This window comes from Alteromonas sp. BMJM2, from assembly GCF_027257845.1.
GTDB lineage: Bacteria > Pseudomonadota > Gammaproteobacteria > Enterobacterales > Alteromonadaceae > Alteromonas.
This window is the reverse complement of the sequence record NZ_JAPVOT010000005.1, coordinates 148,597-167,202: the sequence shown is the minus strand read 5'-3', so window position 1 is coordinate 167,202 and position 18,606 is coordinate 148,597. Positions and strand designations below refer to the sequence as shown.

Genomic DNA, 18,606 nt, shown 5'->3' with positions numbered 1-18,606 from the left:
CTTTGACGACATAGCGTTCAGTGACAAATCATATAGCGACATTATTTGTGGTACATCGATACATAGTAAAGTGGTTTTTGTTACTGTTATAAATAATGTAGATAACGTTAGGGAAGTAGGTTTGTAAACCGCTTCCTAACGTCGCCAAAAGGTTGTGCGTTGATGGAAATAAAAGTAGCCTCTATTCATGACTTTGACTTAATTTGGCCTATTTTTTATGAGGTGGCAAAGGCGGGCGAAACCTATGCGTTTCGCACAGACACCTCAAAAGAAGAAGCACTTAATATCTGGGTCAACACTCCCCGCAAGACTTACATAGCATTGGATGACGGTGAGGTGATAGGTACGTATTATCTTAAAACTAATCACGCTGGTCCGGGAGAGCATGTTTGCAATTGTGGTTATATGGTTGCCGCGTCAGCAAGTGGAAATGGAGTAGCAACGGCCATGTGTGAGCATTCTCAGACCATGGCAAAAGCGTTAGGTTATAAGGCAATGCAGTTTAACTTTGTTGCTTCAACTAACGAGGGAGCCATCCGCTTATGGCACAAGTTAGGGTACGATACTGTTGGGAAATTACCCAATGCGTTCAATCATCCAGCGAAAGGCTTTGTCGATGCGTTGGTAATGTATAAGTGGCTTTAATCCAACACGGCAAACGCCGGAATGCATTTCTACATTCTCTCTAAAACTTGAGTTTACATTTCGGTTTCAAAAATTTATTTAACGGCCTGATTTTGAGGCTTACCACAGAGGCTTAGCTGTAAGTCTGAGTTCTAAAGGGCAACTTCAACAGCCGTATTCAAATAAATAGGGTGGATAAACATCTTTAATCAATAAACATGTTAAGGACAATATATGACTTCTAATACTTCAGACAGTAATCCAAATGGTAATCAAAACGACCAATCAATAGGCGACTTTGCAGCAATAAAAACGTCAATTGCCAATGGCGATATTGATGAAGTAAAATCGCGTTTAGACGGTAAATCTCTTAAATCATTGGAAAAGGACTACCTAATAGACCTTGCGAAACTTAGTGGTAACAGTGACATAGTTGATATATTAGAAGCCATGCCGGAAGCTAAATAGTGGATAGTGCGTGTATAACGTTTTATACCTGAAGCTTTTTACAACGCTGTTGTAGCAAACATCTAACATTGCTGGGCAGTGGCGTATGTACCTATAAAAGTAGGTAAAGGTGCCGCTGCCCCAATTTAAGTTTTGTCTTTAGCTTATGTCGCCTGTAAATAGTTGTGGCTTTTCAGAGGGTTTACTCAGCATCATCCGAATAGTTGATACGCGCTAGGCGTTCTTTTTCTTCATCTTCAGCCGCTTGAATTTCTTCGAGAATGGCGCCCACATCCGCATCTTCGCTATCATCTTCAAATTCGCCAGTCAGCGTGGAATTAGGCGTTAAATTACCTTCTTCAAACAAAGCCCACATTTCTTTGGCATAATTCGTTTGTAATAGCTGAGGAGCAAATTCACCGTAATAGCGACGCATGTTGTTTACATCACGGGCGAACATGGCTTCAGCACTGTTGTTGGCTGAGGCATTAACAGCTTGTGGCAAATCGATGATCACAGGGCCTTTATCATCTACAAGAACGTTAAATTCTGAGAGATCGCCGTGAATTATGCCAGCGCAAAGCATGAGCATTATGTTGTGCATCATCTCTTTGTGCTGCTTGAGCGCCTCATCTTCACTCATTGAGACATGCCCTAACTGAGGAGCTACATCGCCGCTCTCATCTGACACAAGCTCCATAAGCAGCACACCATCAACGCAGCAATAGGTATCAGGTACCCGCACGCCGGCTTCATTAAGGCGTGATAGGGCGTCAACTTCTGCAGTCTGCCATATCTCTTCCTCTAGCTGACGGCCATAGTTTGAGCGCTTACCCATAGCCCGTGCTTGACGACCACCCCGTACCTTTCTGCCTTCTTGGTATTGAGCTGCTTTTTTGAAACTGCGTTTTACCGCGTCTTTGTAAACCTTTGCACAGCGAATATGGTCGCCACAGCGAACAATAAAAACATCGGCTTCTTTGCCACTCATTAAGCGGCTTATTACTGCATCAATTAAACCATCATCGACAAGGGGTTGTAGGCGTTTAGGTATTTTCACAGCGTGCCTACTAAATGGGGAAGGTGTGTAGTCATGTTTTAAAGCATTGCTCTTTATTTAAGTAAATTCAGGCATAGTATATCAGTCTTGAAAATCAAGAGCATTATTGTTGACCATTACTTATTCAATCACCACACTTCACATCCAAGATATATTGCCTAAACTGAAGTGGTTGCGCCTTTAGTACGAGCGTCCCTTATGAGCTAGCGTACTCTATCCATACCTTTTGAAGGAACATGCCATGTCTCGATTTTTATTTGTTGTAAAGTTTCTTGTTATTGCCGTAGTGATAAGCACGGCAAGTTTTAATGCTTTTTCGCAGTCTGGGGGAATGAAAGGTTACGACAAAACGCTAGAAGCGATTGAGCCGTATAACGTATCGTTTTCAGTTGGCCTAGCGGGCGATACGCCTCCTGCTATAAGCCGCCTTATATTAGCCGAAAGCAGAGGTATACGTAATTCATCGCTATCACCAAATGGTTCCTATGTAGCTTACGTTTCAATGCTTACTGGAAAGTACCAGCTTTGGGTTCAACCTACTGACGGGAGACAGGCAATACAACTCACGTTTGGTTCGGGTGTGAGATTTTACGCATGGTCGCCGGATGGAGAAGATATTCTCTATTCATCGGATAATAACGGCAATGAACAAGAGTCGTACTATTTAATTAACCTAGAAAAATTTAGCGAGAAGGAAGTGTTAACAGCTGTAAAGGGCGGCTTTCGTGTTTTTGGCGGTTTTGTTAGCAATAATACTATTTTATTTGCTAGCACCGAGCGCAATAAAATGGACTTTGATTTATACCTAACCAACCTTCAAAACAGCAGCACTGAGATGATCTACGAGGGGCGGATGGGATTATCAGTCTCATCTGTCTCGCCAGACGGCAAGTGGGCGATAATGAAGGAATCGATAGGTGAAGACTCTGACTCTTTGTACCTCTTTAATATCCAAAAATATACGCTGAACACCATATCATCACCTGAACGTCGTGCAAATCATTCCGATGCTGGTTTTGCTTGGGCTATGGATAGTAGCGGTTTTTATTTTGCAACGAATAAGCAACAAGAGTTTCAAAATCTTGCGTACTACAGCCTTAGTGATGGCATGAAATGGATAGAGAAAGCCTCTCATGATGTTGAGCGGGTAAAACTGTGCAAGGGTGATAAGTACTTAGCTTGGACGTCAAATGTAGACGGTTATAGCCAGTTGCGAGTAAAGGATCTTCACGAAAATAAAAATATAGACGTTGATGGCTTACCTCGCGGCGTGTGGCGAATAAATTGTGAGGCAATGGCGAGTCACTTACTTATTGAAACTAAGGGCTCTTCAGATCCTGGCTCGCTTTACACGTGGAACTTTAACGGTGATGTAGAAATGCTTTTCAGCGCTGGTTTAGCGGGTGTCCCGAAACAGAGTATTGTAGAGCCTAAAAGTGTTCGTATCAAAGCGCGCGATGGGGTCATCTTGCAGGGGCTCTTGTATCTTCCCCAGCGAAAAAACAATACACCACCTCCAGCGATATTTCGAGTTCATGGCGGACCGACAGCGCAATCGCGTCCTTATTTTGACCCTACAACACAGTACTTGGTGAACCAAGGGATTGCTGTTTTTAAATCAAATGTGCGCGGCTCAACAGGCTTTGGTCATACCTATGTAACCCTTGATGATCGCGAGAAGCGTCTTGATAGTGTTCGAGATCTTGTGGATATGCACGAGTATTTATCAGATGAAGGTATTATCGATGGTGATCGAGTAGCGGTGGCTGGGGGCAGCTACGGCGGCTATGCTGTGAATGCTGTATTAGCAAATTATCCGGGGCATTTTGCGGCGGGAGTTTCTCTATTTGGTGTTGCAGATTGGGTAACAGCATTAAAAGTAGCCTCTCCTATGCTTAAGGCATCTGATATTATTGAATATGGCGATATTAACGATCCTAAATGGCTGGCGTTTTACCAACAATATTCACCCATACGTCAAGCTCAAAACATAAACGTTCCTGTTCTGTATTCTCATGGTGTTATGGATCCACGAATTGATATTGCCGAAACAGAGATTATGGTTAAAACCTTAAGAGAAAATAATATTGAAGCTCCATTTATTCGTATGCCTGATGAAGGGCATGGATGGAAAAAGCGAGAAAATCGTATGTTTTATGCGTTAGAAGAAGTTAAATTTCTTAAGCGGGTACTTGGCGATAAAAAGCCAAGTGAATGATGTAGTTTGCTCTAATTGCATTAGTTTCGACATTTGCAAAGTTACTTAAACCTTATTGTATTTCGCCCGTCTTGTTTTGCCTGATAAAGCGCGTCATCTGCGCGCTTTATCACCTCTTCAGGTGTTTGCTTGTGTGTTTTTTTGACTTCAGTAATCCCAATACTTACCGTAATTGAAAACGTGGTCGTGCCTTCAGTGAAAGAGGTTATTTCAACGGATTTCCTAATCCTCTCGGCAATGACCATAGTCTCCTCTTGCGACGCATTATGAATAATAGCTAAAAACTCTTCACCCCCGAACCTACCTAAAATATCGACTTCTCTAAGTTCTGAAGAGGCTATTTCAGTAAATTTAAGGAGAACATCGTCACCAACAAGGTGGCCGTAGTTATCGTTAATGGCTTTGAAATGGTCTAAATCCATGATCATTATTGAAAACGGTAGATTATCTCGTTCAAAACGAGATAGCTCTTCGCCTAATGCGCTAACTATTTCGCTTTTGTTCCACAACTGTGTCATAGCATCTCGTCGAGCGCGTTCTTCTAACTCTGCTTCAAGGCGTTTGGTATCGGAGATATCAACCATATAGCCTGTCCATACTTGATGCCCTTCATAAAATTCATCACTTGGCTTGGAGGACAATCTTATCCAAGTAGTACCTTTTGCTGGATTGTTTATGCGAACGTCTGAAACAAAAAACTCACCTTTTTGATTGGCGCTGTAATCTTCTGCCTGCAGTCGTTCTAGATCGGTTTGGTGAACTATATTCCAGAAGTTGTCTATATCGTCCATCATGTCTGAAGCATGCAAGCCTAGTAGGTCATTGCTGCCCGAACTTACATACAAAAGCCTGCCTTTGCTATTGGGGAGCAGTACGTATTTATAGAGAACACATGGCGCAAACTCCAGCAGGTGTTCTAATTCAATCAGAGATATATTTTTGTGCATTTAATAAGAAAGTCCCTTTGAAATTTCCATAGTGAAAGCATAGATACATAGTCAGAAATCACCAATATATACTACCTAATAAGCAATACGGCTTTAAATTTTTTTAGATTCCTTCGTCTGCTGACATACCGTTATTATTGAGGTTAGCCTTAACCATTACATGTATTTTATTAAGCGCCTTGTTCAGTGCCTTCAACTGTTTATCGAAGCCCTTTTCTATTTTATATTGTTGATTTTGAATGGTAAATTCGACAGTGCTAGCCAATTCGGCGAGTTCATAAGCACCAATGTACTTAAGAGCAGTAGTGTAAATATGCACTATCCGGGAAATTGAAAAGTAATCTTTATCAGCAATAGCCACAGAAAGCGCGTCAAGCTCTGCTTGCAGTGCTATAAAGTCGGTAAGCAAAGTTGTATATAAAGATTCATCGTTGAGCAAAGACTGCATTGCTCGTGTTTTGTCGATACGAGTAAGTGCTTTGAGAGGCTTAGCGTCGGCAGGAGTTTCGTACAACTCTTTCGCTTCAATACTGGCTGCTGTGGCTTTATGTTCGCGAATTAAGGTTGCCAGTACACTAAATAGTTTGTCCGGCTCGACAGGTTTATTGAGGTGAGCGTTCATGCCCGCCGCGATACTTTTGTCGATGTCTTGCTGCATAGCATGTGCTGTCATAGCGATAATCGGCATCGTAAGCTGTAGTTCATCGCGAATGACTTTGGTTGCCTCTAAGCCATCCATTTCGGGCATTTGGATATCCATAAGCACTAAATCAAAAGCGCTATTGCGACGAAGTATATCGACAGCCTCTATGCCATTATTGGCCACTTGAATGTTGGCGTGAGTGTCTTTAAGTAAACCTAAGGCCACTTTTTGATTAAGCGTATTATCTTCTGCTAGCAGTATAGCCTTACCGGCAAGGTTCGGAAATCCAGACACATCTGTCTCTATTATTTCTACACTTGCGCGGTAATCTAGACACAGCTCCTGAATATTATTGACGAGCTCACTGGCTCCGAAAGGCTTTTTGATAAAAGTCTTTATACCGAGGCGTGTTGCCTGTTCACGCATTTGCGCAGACTCAAACGCAGATAGCATAATGACTTTAGGAGACTTAGCAGCAAACTCTTGGTTCATGATCGCGACAACTTCAAGGCCATCAATATCGGGCATTTTCCAATCTACAATGAGCAAGTCGTAAGGTGCATTGTTGGCCGTGGCGTTGCGTAATTTAGCTATGGCTTCTTGACCGCCCGTGGCAAGGTCGGCTTCAATATTGGCCATCAATAACGCTTCTGATATTGCGTGCCGTGATAAGCTCACATCATCTACGACCAACACTTTAAGGGCAGACAGTTGTTTAGAGGGAGACACTATCTTCACTGCTAAATTACGTTTTACGTTTACCGTAAAGTAAAAGCTAGCGCCTTTGCCTAACTTGCTTTCAACCCATGTTTTTCCGTCCATCAATGAAGCCAGCTGCTGACATATGGCTAAACCTAATCCGGTTCCACCATAGCGCCGAGATGTGGATTCATTGCTCTGGTTGAAAGGCTGAAATAGCCTGGTTTTTTCCTCGTTATTTAAGCCAATGCCGGTATCTTTTACTTCAAATTCAAGCAACACGTCGTCGGCAACAAGTTCACACCCTACGCTAACAGATACCAGTCCATCGTCGGTAAATTTAAGCGCATTGCTTAAAAAGTTATTTAAAATTTGCTGTATGCGTAGCGGATCCCCAATTAAATTGTGAGGCACATCTCTGGCTATGTGCTGGATCAGCTCAATGTGCTTTTCGTTGGCGCGGGGCAGGTGGTAACGAATTGCCTGATTGACTAAACTATCAATATTGAAAGGCGTCGATTCAATATCCATTTTCCCCGCTTCAATTTTTGAAAAGTCGAGAATATCGTTCACTACACTCAATAGTGTTTTTGATGCACCTTCGATTTGCAACAGGTTGGTTTGTTGATCTTTACTTTCGGCCGCGCGCTGGGAAAGTTTGGTAAGCCCGATAATTGCATTAAGTGGAGTTCGGACTTCATGACTCATACGCGCAAGAAAATCAGATTTTGCGTCGGTTGCTTTTTGTAATTCTTTCGCCAGCTTATTTAGGGCACTGCGCTGCTGCCAAGTTCTAAGCAACAAGCTTAGTACTAACGCTAAAAACAAGATAACGCCGGCAATAAAGTAAAGCTGAAAAGTATTGGTTTTTTGTTGAATAATATTGCGCTGCTCTTTTAACTGATTGTCTTTCTCAAGCAGTTGTATCGTGTCTTCTTTTTCTGCTATTGCTAAACGCACGCGATTTAACGCGAGTAATCTAGACTGTTGTTCGTTAAAACTTTGCTTATAGGTTTCTTGAAACTGTCTTGAATATTGCAGGGCCGACTGATAATCGTTCGTTGATTCAAATAGTGAAATGAGTTGCTCTAAAAACCTAAGCAACAGCGCCTTGTCGCTCTGCACCTCTTCTTTTTTAAGTCCTGCCTCAAGCTCGCTGATAGCCAGTTCGACTTCACCCCGCTGTAAATAAATTTCAACCAGCTGCAGCAGGCGAGGTCCCTCGGTGTATCGAAATCCAACCTTGCGATCTGCTTCTGCGGCTTTGTTGAGGCTTCGTAATGCTTCACTCACATTGCCTTGCGCTATGTATAGCTCTGCCATAGAGCTATACACAATGCCGATAAAGGGGTAATTGGTTTCAGTAAGCAGTTCATCTGCTAACATGAGGCTAACTTTTGCATCCTGATAATTGCCTAACTCTTTGTGTGCATAGCCTTGAAAATAATAAGCAATACCTTCATCTTCTCGAGTCCCCAATTCTTGTGCAGTAGATAGATACCGATGGCTGAACGATAGTAACCTTTTAAAATCATTGAGCGAGGAATACACATTGCCCATTGCGCTATATACCGATAGCACCTCTTTGTTATCTAGCAGATAATACATTTCAAGAGAGTGGTTTAACGCTTCTAGAGCTCCGCCATGCTCGCCGGAAAAATCTAAAATAAACCCTTCTAATCGAAATGACTCGGCAAGGGCTAACTCGTTATTACCAACCTTGGCATATTCGCGAGCATCTAAAAGCTGTTGATAAGCTGATACATAATCTTGTTTTAAAATATCGTGATAGGCTTTTAAGTTAAGAAATTGGGCGTGGTGGTAATCGCTGGGATGTTCAGTGAAGTACTGAGAAAGCCCTTTAATCGTGGTTTCTACAGATGGCTCGTTTTGTTTGATACGTTCTTCAAGAGAGTTTAATCGCGCGGGTGTGGGTTGTATCTGGCCAAGGCCACTTTCTAACGTGTTATTTTGAACAAGCATAATTTGAAGCGGCATATTTTGCATAGCCATCACTGTTTTCACCGACAAACCGGTGAAAACAACGACCACAAAAATAAACTGTTGTACTGCAACTTTCACGTCAATGAATAACTCACTACGCGATTGGCTTTACTAGCATCGTCAAACCGCTTCTTCACTTTATCTATGCACGCTTCGACAAAGCTTGAGAAATCCTTACTATCAGTGTCCATCATTCCCTTTTGTCGGTGGCTACATAATATACTCCCGTTACTATAAGTCAGATTTGTTGCATTTACTACGGCTGACGATCGTACGCACGCTCTCCTTCAATGAGTCGTTAATTTTTACTTTAAATAAACGGTGTACGTCGAATGATTCTCTTCTATTAATATTGGCACTTTCACCTCTACTACTTTCCATTTTATGCGCAAAAATGTCGGAAAAGTAATGTATTCCAACCTAAATGTTAAAAATACTATACATTGAGTAATAAATTAATTACTCTTGGTTCGTTGTAAGCACACCCTCAAGCGCACAAGGTCTTAAATCTCGTCGCTATAACAAATTTAATGGAGCTACTTATGAACATGACGCTGAAAGAAAAAAGTACCTGGCTATCGCTCATTGCCACACTGGTGATTTTTGGCTCGTACACATTAAATGTAATCAGCATTGATTTAGCTAGCGTGTCAGAGCAGCAAGCTATTGATATTGCAATGGGAAATTTGAGTCAGGCTATTTTATATATCATTATTGTAGAAATTATTTTCCAGTCACTTATTGCTGTTGCAGGTTCTAAAGCTGACATAGAAGGTGATGAGCGAGACCGATTTATCGCGTTAACTGCTAATAACAGCGGCTACTGGGTATTAAGTATTGGAGTAGTCATGACATTAGGTCAATTATTGCTACCCCATGCACTTGGTGTTGAATCGTCGATAAAAGCCTACTTTCCCATCCCATTGTTTGAAGTGCATGTGCTGTTGCTTATGTTTATTCTTTCGGAAATAGTGAGATTTACACATCAAATCATACTTTATAGAAAAGACGCGGTATAACCTTTATGGCGATTACGAATAAAGTGAGAGAATGTCGTTTTTTTGCCAACGAGATGACGCAACAAACACTCGCTGAGGCTGTTGGTGTTACGCGGCAAACTATTATGGCTATTGAAAAAAACAAGTATAACCCCTCGCTAGAGGTAGCGTTCAAAATTGCCAAACTCTTCGATAAATCTGTAGAAGAAGTGTTTGCCTATTTTCCTGATGATTAGGGCACCTGGGTGATAAGCCCGCTTGCTTTTTTAACATTAAATATCACGCTACATTTTCGTCATATTACTTAAAAGAATTAGCAAAAATTGCTACTTTATAGAGCGTGAGTTCTTAACCGTCTGATTATATTGGTTATTTTTATTTGGCGCTCTTTTTGCTCTCATTCTTCTGACTACTATTTTTTACATATCTAGCTAAAAGCAATAATAAGGAAAGACCATGTACACAGATGAAGACCTAGCACATGCGGTACAGCAAAATATTTTTAGTCAGGGCGATGTAAATAGGTTCAGAAAATCTATCAATACACTGCGTCACAGTCATTTGGTTGATGAAGAGAACTTTCGCCTTATTAATGGCTTTAACGACATCTTTGTTGTTATAGCCAGTGCGCTTTTACTTGGCTCTTTAGCATGGCTTGGCTTTATTATTTCCCCACCACTAGCCGGCATTGCTGTAGCGGCAGGTTCATGGGGCTTAGCTGAATACTTTGTCAATAAACGTCGTATGGCATTGCCCGCTATTGCACTTTTACTCGCCTTTCTCGGGGGCTTGTTTGCAACGCCAATACTGTTTAGGCCTGAGGTAAAAGAGTACGCCTTTATTGCCGCAGGTCTTATTACCACCGTTGGCGCTTTAATGCATTGGTCACGTTTTCATGTACCCATTACCGTAGCCGCGGGTACCGCTACGCTATGTGCTTTTGCTGCAGCATGTTTATTTTATGTGGCCCCCGTGTTGATAGGCTACATTAACCATATTGTTTTAGTGTTTGGTTTACTTGTTTTCGGTTTGGCAATGGTATGGGATAGCAAAGATACACTAAGACAAACTCGTGCTTCGGATACTGCTTTTTGGCTACACCTTATTTCAGCGCCTATGATTGTACATCCTATTTTTAATAGCCTCGGTGTGTTAGATGGCAATAGCGGGCTAATGATTTCCGCTGTGGTGCTTGGTTTATACGTATTGTTAGCGGTTATTGCCATTGCAGTGGACCGCAGAGCAATAATGGTGTCGGCGCTAGTTTATGTTATTTATACGTTTTCGACGTTACTGGAAAACGTGGGTTTCGTAACCTATAGCTTTGCCATTACCGGGCTATGTATTGGCTCGACGCTACTGTTGTTATCTGCATTTTGGCATAGCTGCCGAAAAGGGATTGTAAGTTCACTACCTCAGCCAATACAGCTTAAGCTACCCGTATTAAAGGCTCAATAAGGGCTCAGCGAAGGCCTAATAAGGATTTAGCAAGAAATTTGGCTAAGCAACCTAAGTGGTATGGCTACTTTACAAGCTGCTCTTAAACAGTAGGTTCAATACCGTATCGAGAAAGTCACTATCAAGCCACAGGTAGTGACTTTTTTATTTGCCTATTGATGAGCAAGTAAAAAGCGATATAGCCAATGCTGTGGCTTACTTATCTAGCGCCACTGCGATCATTATCGATTTAAGAAGTGCTGGCTATGTCGACCTGCACGTTGCTAAGCAATTCCTAAGTTACTTTGTACCTACAGGTAAACCCCTCGCAACGCTTACCCTAGCTCACAATAAAGCTTCTCAGCTAGTGGCGAGTAATACCGATTTTAAAATGGGTGAGAAGGTGCCTATTTTTGTGGTTACATCGCCTTTTGTGGCGGGCTCGTGGGAGTTTGTAGCCTATACACTTCAACAGACAAGTAAGGCGACTGTTGTAGGCACGCGTACAATGGGTTTGAGCTATCTATCGACTACCACACCACTTAGTGAGCACATCAATCTTGTGATAACCTACGGCGATTTACGACATCCGTTTACCCAAGAAAGCTGGAAAGATGAGGGAGTTATACCGGATATTCCCTGTGAGGCAACCGACGCAGTGACAGCCGCTCTTGAATTAGTTGAGAAACGTTTAACCACTGAAACGAAAGGCAACTGAAACGAAAGGCAACTGAAATGCATACATCTTCGTTATGCTCTTGCTTTCGCTTGTTTTTTTTTGCACCTGTCATTAAAAGCGGTCGCTGGCTGAAATCATAAACTGTGTGAAAATATTTTAATCCTAGTTATACCCACTGCTGTATATATCCTATCAATAAAAAAATTAACGCGAGAACATGAGCAATACACACCTTAGTGAAGCAAGCACAGCTTTTGAACTTACACTCAAAAACTGGTGGAGCATTCTTAAACGTATTTTTACCAATATTGGTGGGCATAACATTCCTCTTATTTCTGCTGGCGTCGCGTTTTATTGTTTGCTGGCAATCTTTCCCCTGTTGGGCGCGACGATATCGTTGTACGGCCTTATCGTGTCGCCGGAAGAATTACAGCGTCATATGGCTTTGCTCGTAGATGTGGTGCCTTCCGATAGTAGCTATATCATTGAGGAGCAGCTTAAAACGCTTACGGAAAAGTCGAGCTCTGCATTAGGCTGGGGTTTCTTTTTAACTCTACTCTTGTCGCTTTGGAGCAGCAGTAAAGGAGCAAATGCATTAATCACGGCCTGCAATATTACCTACAATGAAAATGAGGGTAGGGGCTTTTTTAACGGCTTAGTAGCGCGTATAGCCTGCACTATCAGTATGATTGCCACCGTTATAGTAGCTCTGGCGTGCATTACTATATTGCCCGAGACAATAAGCTGGGTAACCGGTGGTTCAATAGATAATAAACAGGCTATGTGGCTAACGTGGCCTGTCATGCTTGTGCTGTTCAACTTTTGTCTTTCTGCGCTGTATCGTTATGCGCCTCACCGTCGCTCTGCGCAGTGGCGATGGGTAACACCAGGCGCATTACTCGCCACAGTATTGTGGATAGCGGCCTCGTATGGTTTTTCTATCTATTTAAATGAATTTGCTAGCTATAATAAAACCTATGGGTCAGTGGGCGGAATTATCATTTTGCTGATGTGGCTGTATTTAAGTGCCTACATTATTCTTATTGGTGCTGAAGTAAACTCAAGCATAGAGCTACAAACGAGTGTGGATAGCACCGTGGGTGAAGATAAGCCCATGGGGGAGCGAAACGCTGTCGTTGCTGATAATACACCTGAAGATTTACGCAAGTCTTAAGTTTGAGCGCATAAATTACTGAAGTATTGCGGTATCATGTCTGCCAGTATTTAAACGAGCTTGTGTAAGAGCCGTTTTTTAAGGAGCAGGCAATTCAATGACCGCAGACTACTCTTGGGCGCTACAGAGCCTATTTGGTTTTCCATCCTTTCGCGCAGGACAGCAGGAGGTGGTTGAAGGCTTACTGAATCAGCAGTCGTCCCTCGCTATTTTTCCCACCGGCTCGGGCAAGTCATTGTGCTATCAATTTGTGGCTACGCAATTACCGCACCTTACCGTGGTGGTATCACCCTTGTTAGCACTAATGAAAGATCAGCTCGCATTCTTACACAGCAAAGGTATTGCAGCGGCGAGTATAGATTCAACGCTAACGCCCCAGCAAAACAAGCAAGTTATGAATGACGTGCGCTCAGGTAAGTGCAAAATATTGATGGTGTCAGTAGAGCGGTTTAAAAACGAGCGTTTTCGTCAGTTTATAGAATCGGTACCTGTGTCGATGCTGGTGGTCGACGAAGCCCACTGTATTTCTGAGTGGGGGCATAACTTTCGACCAGATTACTTAAAGCTGCCCGCCTATCAACAAGAATTAAGAATACCTTTAGTACTGCTGCTCACCGCTACGGCTACTAAAAAGGTCAAGTTGGACATGGCCCGCAGATTTGACATTGCCCCATCAAACATCATTCAAACCGGGTTTTATCGTTCGAATTTGAATTTAAATGTGTTGCCGGTGGTAGAGTCAGAAAAAAATAACGCATTGCTTAATGAATTAGAGCAGCAGCAAGGTGCAGGCATTGTTTACGTAACCCTGCAACAAAGCGCTGAGCAGGTAGCCCGTTTTTTACAACAAAATGGCTATACAGCAAGTGCTTATCACGCCGGTTTAGACAGTGATGTTAGACAACGTATACAGCACGACTTCATGGACAACAAACTTCAGGTTGTTGTGGCAACAATTGCCTTTGGTATGGGGATAGATAAATCGGACATTCGCTTTGTAGTGCATTATGACTTACCCAAATCCATTGAAAACTACAGTCAGGAAATTGGTCGAGGGGGGCGTGACGGAAAAGCGGCTAACTGCACCGTATTAGCTAATTTAGATGGTCTGGTTACCATTGAAAACTTTGTCTATGGCGACACTCCCGACCAACAAGCCGTTCAAGCGGTTATTGATGATATCGCCTCTCAAGGCCCAGAAACAGCAAACGACAATGTGTATGAGTGGGAAACTCAGATAAACAGCCTATCGACCAAAAGTAATGTTCGACAGCTCCCGCTTAAAACATTGCTAGTGCAATTAGAGTTGGCCAAGGTTATCCGCCCACTTTATGCGTATTTTGCAGAGTTTAAATTCCGCTTTATAACCGAAAAAGCAGACATTCTCAGTCAGTTTACTCAAGAGCGCAGCGAGTTTCTAAATGCAGTTTTTAACAACACAGCAATGAAAAAGGTGTGGGGCGTGGTTAACTTTGATGATATTTATCAGCACTACGGGGCCGAGCGAAGCAGAGTTGTGAGCGCACTAGAATATTTGCACGAGCACAACCATATTGAATTGGCATCACGTTTAATTACCGATGTGTTTGAGGTGAATCAAGAGGCACTGCTCGCAAGTGATTTATCCGAAAAGCTAGCGCACTATTTTGCCGACAATGAACGCAAAGAAATTCAGCGTATTGCTGCTCTTGTTCGTTTCTTTGAGCTCGATAGCTGCTTAAATGCTAATTTATCCGCCTATTTTGATGATAAAGACGCGCCTGAGCGGTGCGGACACTGTAGCGTGTGCAGCGGTAACGTTGCTAAGCTGACTTACTCAAACCCAATAACGGCGCCTGATGAAGACGAAATAGCAACCGCAATAACGGCACTGAATAAGCACCTTGAAGGTAAAGTACACACCCAGATAACCGAAAATACGTACTGTCGTTTTCTTACTGGTATGTCTATGCCGCTGTTTACTCGGATGAAAGTGAGGCAGGTACAGGGCTTCGGTTGTTGTGAAAACTGTCGCTATGCAGATGTAAAAGCGGTGGTGACTGCTTATTTACAATCGAATGCTCGTGGCTAGCATTCAAGAATAAGCAGTAAATAGCAAGCAGTAAACAATAAGAAATAAAACGGTTACTAGGGCGGGGAGTGTTGCTGAAAAAATGAATAGTAAATATCAATACGTCCTTAGCCATTATTCTTATATCATCAACGACGAAAAATCTAACATTAGAGCGCGTTGACCTTGATTGTATAGCCAAGGTCAACATGCCTAGGTATCAGGAACGTTAAGCAAATAAGCGAATAGGCAGATAAGCGAAATGCACATGGAAATTTTGGCGCTGTGGTTACCTTTGGTTATTACATTATCTTTTGGGACGGTAATGATTATCGCAGTGCGATGGATATTATTAAGACGTGCTCAAGAGTTAACCAGCGAGCAGCGTTTGCCGCGACAAATGGTCGTGTTTGTCATTGTTTTGGTATTATTGATAGCGGTCGCGCTCACACTACCGGTAAGTGAAAGCTCTAGAAATCAGCTGTTGGCGTTAATTGGCGTGTTAGTGTCAGGTGTTATTGCTTTCTCATCCACCACCATAGTTGCAAACCTAATGTCTGGGTTGGTCATTCGATTCAACAAGCCTTTTAAAACAGGCGATTTCATTCGTTGTAATGATTATTTTGGACGAGTATCGGAAAAGGGATTGCTCGATACAGAGATACAAACTGAGCAGCGTGATTTAATCCATATTGCTAACAGCTACCTGGTTAATAACCCCGTGTCTGTTATCCGTTCTTCTGGCACCTTGATCACAGCGAATATCTCTATTGGTTACGATGTTCATCACACTAGCGTAACCGAGGCGCTCAGCAAGGCCGTTCTTGAGGCTGGTTTAGAAGAGGGGTACGTGCAGGTCAGTGAGCTGGGAGATTTCAGTGTGTCTTATCGCGTTGCAGGTCTGCTGAAAGAAGTGAAAAGTGTATTAACGGCACGTTCAAATTTACATAAAGCAATTTTAGATACGCTCCACAATAGCGATATTGAAATTATGTCGCCTAACTTTATTGCTCAGCGGCCCACAGACGCGACGCAAAAATTTATCGCCAAAGTGCCGACTAATGTGCCTCGTAAGACAAATGCTAGCGTGGAGGAAGATGATTCCCAAGAGGCAATTGCATTTGATAAGGCCGAACTCGCGGCGCAGCACGAAGAGTCGCTGAGAGATGCAAAAGCCAAGGTTGAGAGTGTGCGTCAGCAGATATCAGAGGCTAAGAGTGCAGACAAGACAGCACTTGAGAAGGAGCTCGAAGGGGCACTTAGTCAGGTCGATAACATTATAAAACTAGAGCAACAAACAAAAGAGACTGAGTAAAGCCAGCAAAATAAAATACCAGTACCGGTGTACTCAGCCTTTGACGAGAAAATGCCTTTAGGGCATACCAATCAGGATTAACATGGCACTTAAAGCAACGATATTTAAAGCGGATATCTCGATAACCGATATGGACCGCAACTATTACAACGATCACAACTTAACCATTGCCCGTCACCCGTCTGAAAACGACGAGCGTATGATGCTGCGTATTATCGCTTTCATTGTTAATGCCCATGAGCAATTGCAGTTTACAAAAGGTTTATCCGACGATGAAGTGCCAGATTTATGGCAAAAAAGTTTCAGTGACGAAATTGAGCTGTGGATTGAACTAGGGCAACCCTCTGACCAACGCATTAAAAAAGGCTGCAATCAAAGTAAGCAAATGAAGATTTACGCTTATGCTGATAACAGTTTCGATGTTTGGTGGAAGAAAGAACAGAATAAGCTTAATACTAAGAAGAACCTCTCTGTTTATACACTTCCTAATGCGCTATCGACAACGCTGTCAAAAGCAGTTGAGCGTTCTATGCAAATACAAGTAACGATTCAAGATGGACAAATTTGGCTCACCTTTGCGGGCTCACAGGAAACTGAAAGTGTGGAGATAGAAATAGAAAAGCATCTATAGTTGCGCTTTGTTGAGTGTTTATCTAGAAGAATAAGAGAGCAGAAAAGCAAAAGATTAAAAGTTTGCCATGAAAATCAATCTCTCTTTACATGCCCAACACAAATGCTACATTGAAGCTGTGTTTAGCAGATATTTAAGGAGGTGATCATATGTCTAGTGTTTTGAAAACAGGTGAATCGGCTATGAATGGGGTACGTTCTAACTAACCCTTTTTTCGTCACCATTCTGGCTGGCTGATTTGCTAGCCAAAGCACGGAGGAGCCACAGTAATGCGGCTCCTTTTTTATTTGCTATAACAATACGCTTTGGTGAGTTGGTGTGGTTAATCAGCGTTTACTTCTTCCAGTGTCAACTTATCAAGGGATGCCAATTTATTAAAGCTGATCATGTCGCGTAACTCCTTGCCGTATTCATCACCACGTTCAGAATATTTGCCCAAGCCATAGCTAAGCGCGACTCCGGTGACAGCCTCGTCTTTTTTACGTAACGACTGACGAATATTACGTAATGGTTTGTAGGCATCATGGGTATTCAAATTGAGCATGTAACTTTCTACTGAATCGGCAGGCGAGCGAAAATCGGCAACTTCATGGGCTTTGTTCGCATCTCGAGACTTTGGAACAATGCCACAGCCTTTTGTGAAGCACCACTGACCGAAAAAGTTATTTCCCTGTTTAGCAAAACGAGACGTTCCCCACGCACTTTCATTAGCGGCTTGTGCAATTGCCAATGACGCAGGGACAATGTCTGCCCGGCGTAGCAATATATTGCAGGCGGAGTCTTGTTCAAGATCAGTGTCTTCAATACGATATTTGGTTAGGAATTTGTTTAGTGTTCCGGTTTCACCGGCGTCACACGCACGTTGAATTTGCTGTCTATCGGCAGCTAGCTCTCTGTTTATATCTACAATAATGGGCGTAAAGTATTCAAAAAAAGCAGCTTTTCGATCAGGGCCTGCGGCGTAAGCAGTAAAGTCTGGCGCAGATTCTTTGGCAAAAAACGTGAACCACGCAGCGATACTTGCCACTACGGCAACGACTACAACAATAATGTATTTCGAGTTAGACATCAGGTGATACCTCTTTTTTTAAATAAAATAATGCGCTTTGTTTATTAGCGGACTACCTGAATGAGTATTCTTTCACCATACAGGTTATTACATGCACTGCAACTTATCGAGAAGAGGGTAAATTAAAATTAATAGAGGTGAGCAATTTTTCTGTCATGGGGGAGATCGTATCTAACACTTTTCGTTGGAAACGGTATCTGATACATTTCTATGGGCACAAAAAAATCCGATGGCTTGCACCATCGGATTCTATGTTTCACTCGATGAATCTGCCATAAGCGGCGTTCATCTCTCCTTTCGGAGCCATATGCTAGTAGCTAGTCGTGTGCAAGAAGCTTCGACTTTTTCTCGATCTTACAATCTAAAATACGTTGTGCGTTTTTGCGGCCTACGTATGCGGCAACTGCGTATGGGTGCTTGCGTTTGAATAACTTCGTGAATGTCTTAAGCATGATAAGCCCCCTCTAATAAATTTTCACTATTTAAATTTACATTATTACAGTTATGTGATCAAGTGTTATTTTACATTACTAATAAAGCGTGTTGATTGTAGCCATACGAATTTCGGTTTAATAAGACGTGATTCAGAAGCCTTAGGTGGCTTAAGACAG

The 18,606-nt window shown here is 42.4% G+C and carries 15 protein-coding genes; 11 read left to right on the top strand and 4 right to left on the bottom strand.

What is annotated here, in order from left to right; translation table 11 throughout:
• The first annotated feature begins 162 nt into the window (after nt 1–162).
• Together O9X84_RS07820 and O9X84_RS07815 are read left to right on the top strand one after the other, a co-directional pair.
• Nucleotides 163–645 (top strand): GNAT family N-acetyltransferase, encoded by a 483-nt coding sequence (locus tag O9X84_RS07820; RefSeq protein ID WP_269519132.1) that lies wholly within the window; start codon nt 163–165, stop codon nt 643–645.
• A 213-nt stretch (nt 646–858) separates the two neighbouring features.
• Nucleotides 859–1,092 (top strand): hypothetical protein, encoded by a 234-nt coding sequence (locus O9X84_RS07815; RefSeq protein WP_269519131.1) that lies wholly within the window; start codon nt 859–861, stop codon nt 1,090–1,092.
• Nucleotides 1,093–1,273: 181 nt separating this feature from the next.
• Here the strand turns inward: O9X84_RS07815 and O9X84_RS07810 are convergent, their stop codons facing one another.
• Nucleotides 1,274–2,131 carry a PA4780 family RIO1-like protein kinase gene (locus O9X84_RS07810; RefSeq protein WP_269519130.1) on the bottom strand — a complete coding sequence of 286 codons (858 nt, stop codon included), beginning with the start codon at nt 2,129–2,131 and terminating at the stop codon, nt 1,274–1,276.
• Between the two features lie 241 nt (nt 2,132–2,372).
• Between O9X84_RS07810 and O9X84_RS07805 the strand changes: the two genes are divergently transcribed.
• Nucleotides 2,373–4,349, top strand: coding sequence for a S9 family peptidase (locus O9X84_RS07805; RefSeq protein ID WP_269519129.1), 1,977 nt, complete (start codon nt 2,373–2,375; stop codon nt 4,347–4,349).
• Between the two features lie 41 nt (nt 4,350–4,390).
• Here the strand turns inward: O9X84_RS07805 and O9X84_RS07800 are convergent, their stop codons facing one another.
• Both O9X84_RS07800 and O9X84_RS07795 read right to left on the bottom strand, forming a co-directional pair.
• Nucleotides 4,391–5,296, bottom strand: coding sequence for a sensor domain-containing diguanylate cyclase (locus O9X84_RS07800; protein WP_269519128.1), 906 nt, complete (start codon nt 5,294–5,296; stop codon nt 4,391–4,393).
• 103 nt (nt 5,297–5,399) lie between these two features.
• A complete protein-coding gene (locus O9X84_RS07795) occupies nt 5,400–8,720 on the bottom strand; it encodes a hybrid sensor histidine kinase/response regulator (protein WP_269519127.1) in 3,321 nt (1,106 codons plus the stop codon).
• 464 nt (nt 8,721–9,184) lie between these two features.
• On the opposite strand from O9X84_RS07795, the gene O9X84_RS07790 reads away from it, so the two are divergent.
• The 8 genes from O9X84_RS07790 to O9X84_RS07755 all read left to right on the top strand — a co-directional run bounded on the left by O9X84_RS07790 (nt 9,185) and on the right by O9X84_RS07755 (nt 16,926).
• The gene (locus O9X84_RS07790) at nt 9,185–9,661 is read left to right on the top strand and encodes a hypothetical protein (protein ID WP_269519126.1); all 477 of its coding nucleotides are present in this window, start codon (nt 9,185–9,187) and stop codon (nt 9,659–9,661) included.
• A gap of 5 nt (nt 9,662–9,666) precedes the next feature.
• The gene (locus tag O9X84_RS07785) at nt 9,667–9,876 is read left to right on the top strand and encodes a helix-turn-helix transcriptional regulator (protein WP_032097230.1); all 210 of its coding nucleotides are present in this window, start codon (nt 9,667–9,669) and stop codon (nt 9,874–9,876) included.
• A gap of 220 nt (nt 9,877–10,096) precedes the next feature.
• The gene (locus O9X84_RS07780; protein WP_269519125.1) at nt 10,097–11,098 is read left to right on the top strand and encodes a hypothetical protein; all 1,002 of its coding nucleotides are present in this window, start codon (nt 10,097–10,099) and stop codon (nt 11,096–11,098) included.
• A gap of 148 nt (nt 11,099–11,246) precedes the next feature.
• Nucleotides 11,247–11,795 (top strand): S41 family peptidase, encoded by a 549-nt coding sequence (locus O9X84_RS07775; RefSeq protein WP_269519124.1) that lies wholly within the window; start codon nt 11,247–11,249, stop codon nt 11,793–11,795.
• Between the two features lie 178 nt (nt 11,796–11,973).
• The gene (locus tag O9X84_RS07770) at nt 11,974–12,930 is read left to right on the top strand and encodes a YihY/virulence factor BrkB family protein (protein ID WP_269519123.1); all 957 of its coding nucleotides are present in this window, start codon (nt 11,974–11,976) and stop codon (nt 12,928–12,930) included.
• Nucleotides 12,931–13,027: 97 nt separating this feature from the next.
• On the top strand, nt 13,028–15,001 hold the full coding sequence (locus O9X84_RS07765) for a RecQ family ATP-dependent DNA helicase (RefSeq protein ID WP_269519122.1): 1,974 nt from the start codon (nt 13,028–13,030) through the stop codon (nt 14,999–15,001).
• Nucleotides 15,002–15,248: 247 nt separating this feature from the next.
• Nucleotides 15,249–16,295, top strand: a complete 1,047-nt coding sequence (locus O9X84_RS07760; RefSeq protein ID WP_269519120.1) for a mechanosensitive ion channel family protein — start codon at nt 15,249–15,251, stop codon at nt 16,293–16,295.
• 82 nt (nt 16,296–16,377) lie between these two features.
• Nucleotides 16,378–16,926, top strand: coding sequence for a YaeQ family protein (locus tag O9X84_RS07755; RefSeq protein ID WP_269519119.1), 549 nt, complete (start codon nt 16,378–16,380; stop codon nt 16,924–16,926).
• A gap of 322 nt (nt 16,927–17,248) precedes the next feature.
• On the opposite strand, the gene O9X84_RS07750 is transcribed toward O9X84_RS07755, so the two are convergent.
• On the bottom strand, nt 17,249–17,995 hold the full coding sequence (locus O9X84_RS07750) for a glucosaminidase domain-containing protein (protein ID WP_269519118.1): 747 nt from the start codon (nt 17,993–17,995) through the stop codon (nt 17,249–17,251).
• Between the last annotated feature and the right edge of the window lie 611 nt (nt 17,996–18,606).

Coding starts and splice junctions, on each gene's coding strand:
- O9X84_RS07820 (WP_269519132.1), top strand. CDS start 163: ATGGAAATAAAAGTAGCCTCTATTCATGACTTTGACTTAATTTGGCCT.
- O9X84_RS07815 (WP_269519131.1), top strand. CDS start 859: ATGACTTCTAATACTTCAGACAGTAATCCAAATGGTAATCAAAACGAC.
- O9X84_RS07805 (WP_269519129.1), top strand. CDS start 2,373: ATGTCTCGATTTTTATTTGTTGTAAAGTTTCTTGTTATTGCCGTAGTG.
- O9X84_RS07800 (WP_269519128.1), bottom strand. CDS start 5,296: ATGCACAAAAATATATCTCTGATTGAATTAGAACACCTGCTGGAGTTT.
- O9X84_RS07790 (WP_269519126.1), top strand. CDS start 9,185: ATGAACATGACGCTGAAAGAAAAAAGTACCTGGCTATCGCTCATTGCC.
- O9X84_RS07785 (WP_032097230.1), top strand. CDS start 9,667: ATGGCGATTACGAATAAAGTGAGAGAATGTCGTTTTTTTGCCAACGAG.
- O9X84_RS07780 (WP_269519125.1), top strand. CDS start 10,097: ATGTACACAGATGAAGACCTAGCACATGCGGTACAGCAAAATATTTTT.
- O9X84_RS07770 (WP_269519123.1), top strand. CDS start 11,974: ATGAGCAATACACACCTTAGTGAAGCAAGCACAGCTTTTGAACTTACA.
- O9X84_RS07765 (WP_269519122.1), top strand. CDS start 13,028: ATGACCGCAGACTACTCTTGGGCGCTACAGAGCCTATTTGGTTTTCCA.
- O9X84_RS07760 (WP_269519120.1), top strand. CDS start 15,249: ATGGAAATTTTGGCGCTGTGGTTACCTTTGGTTATTACATTATCTTTT.
- O9X84_RS07755 (WP_269519119.1), top strand. CDS start 16,378: ATGGCACTTAAAGCAACGATATTTAAAGCGGATATCTCGATAACCGAT.
- O9X84_RS07750 (WP_269519118.1), bottom strand. CDS start 17,995: ATGTCTAACTCGAAATACATTATTGTTGTAGTCGTTGCCGTAGTGGCA.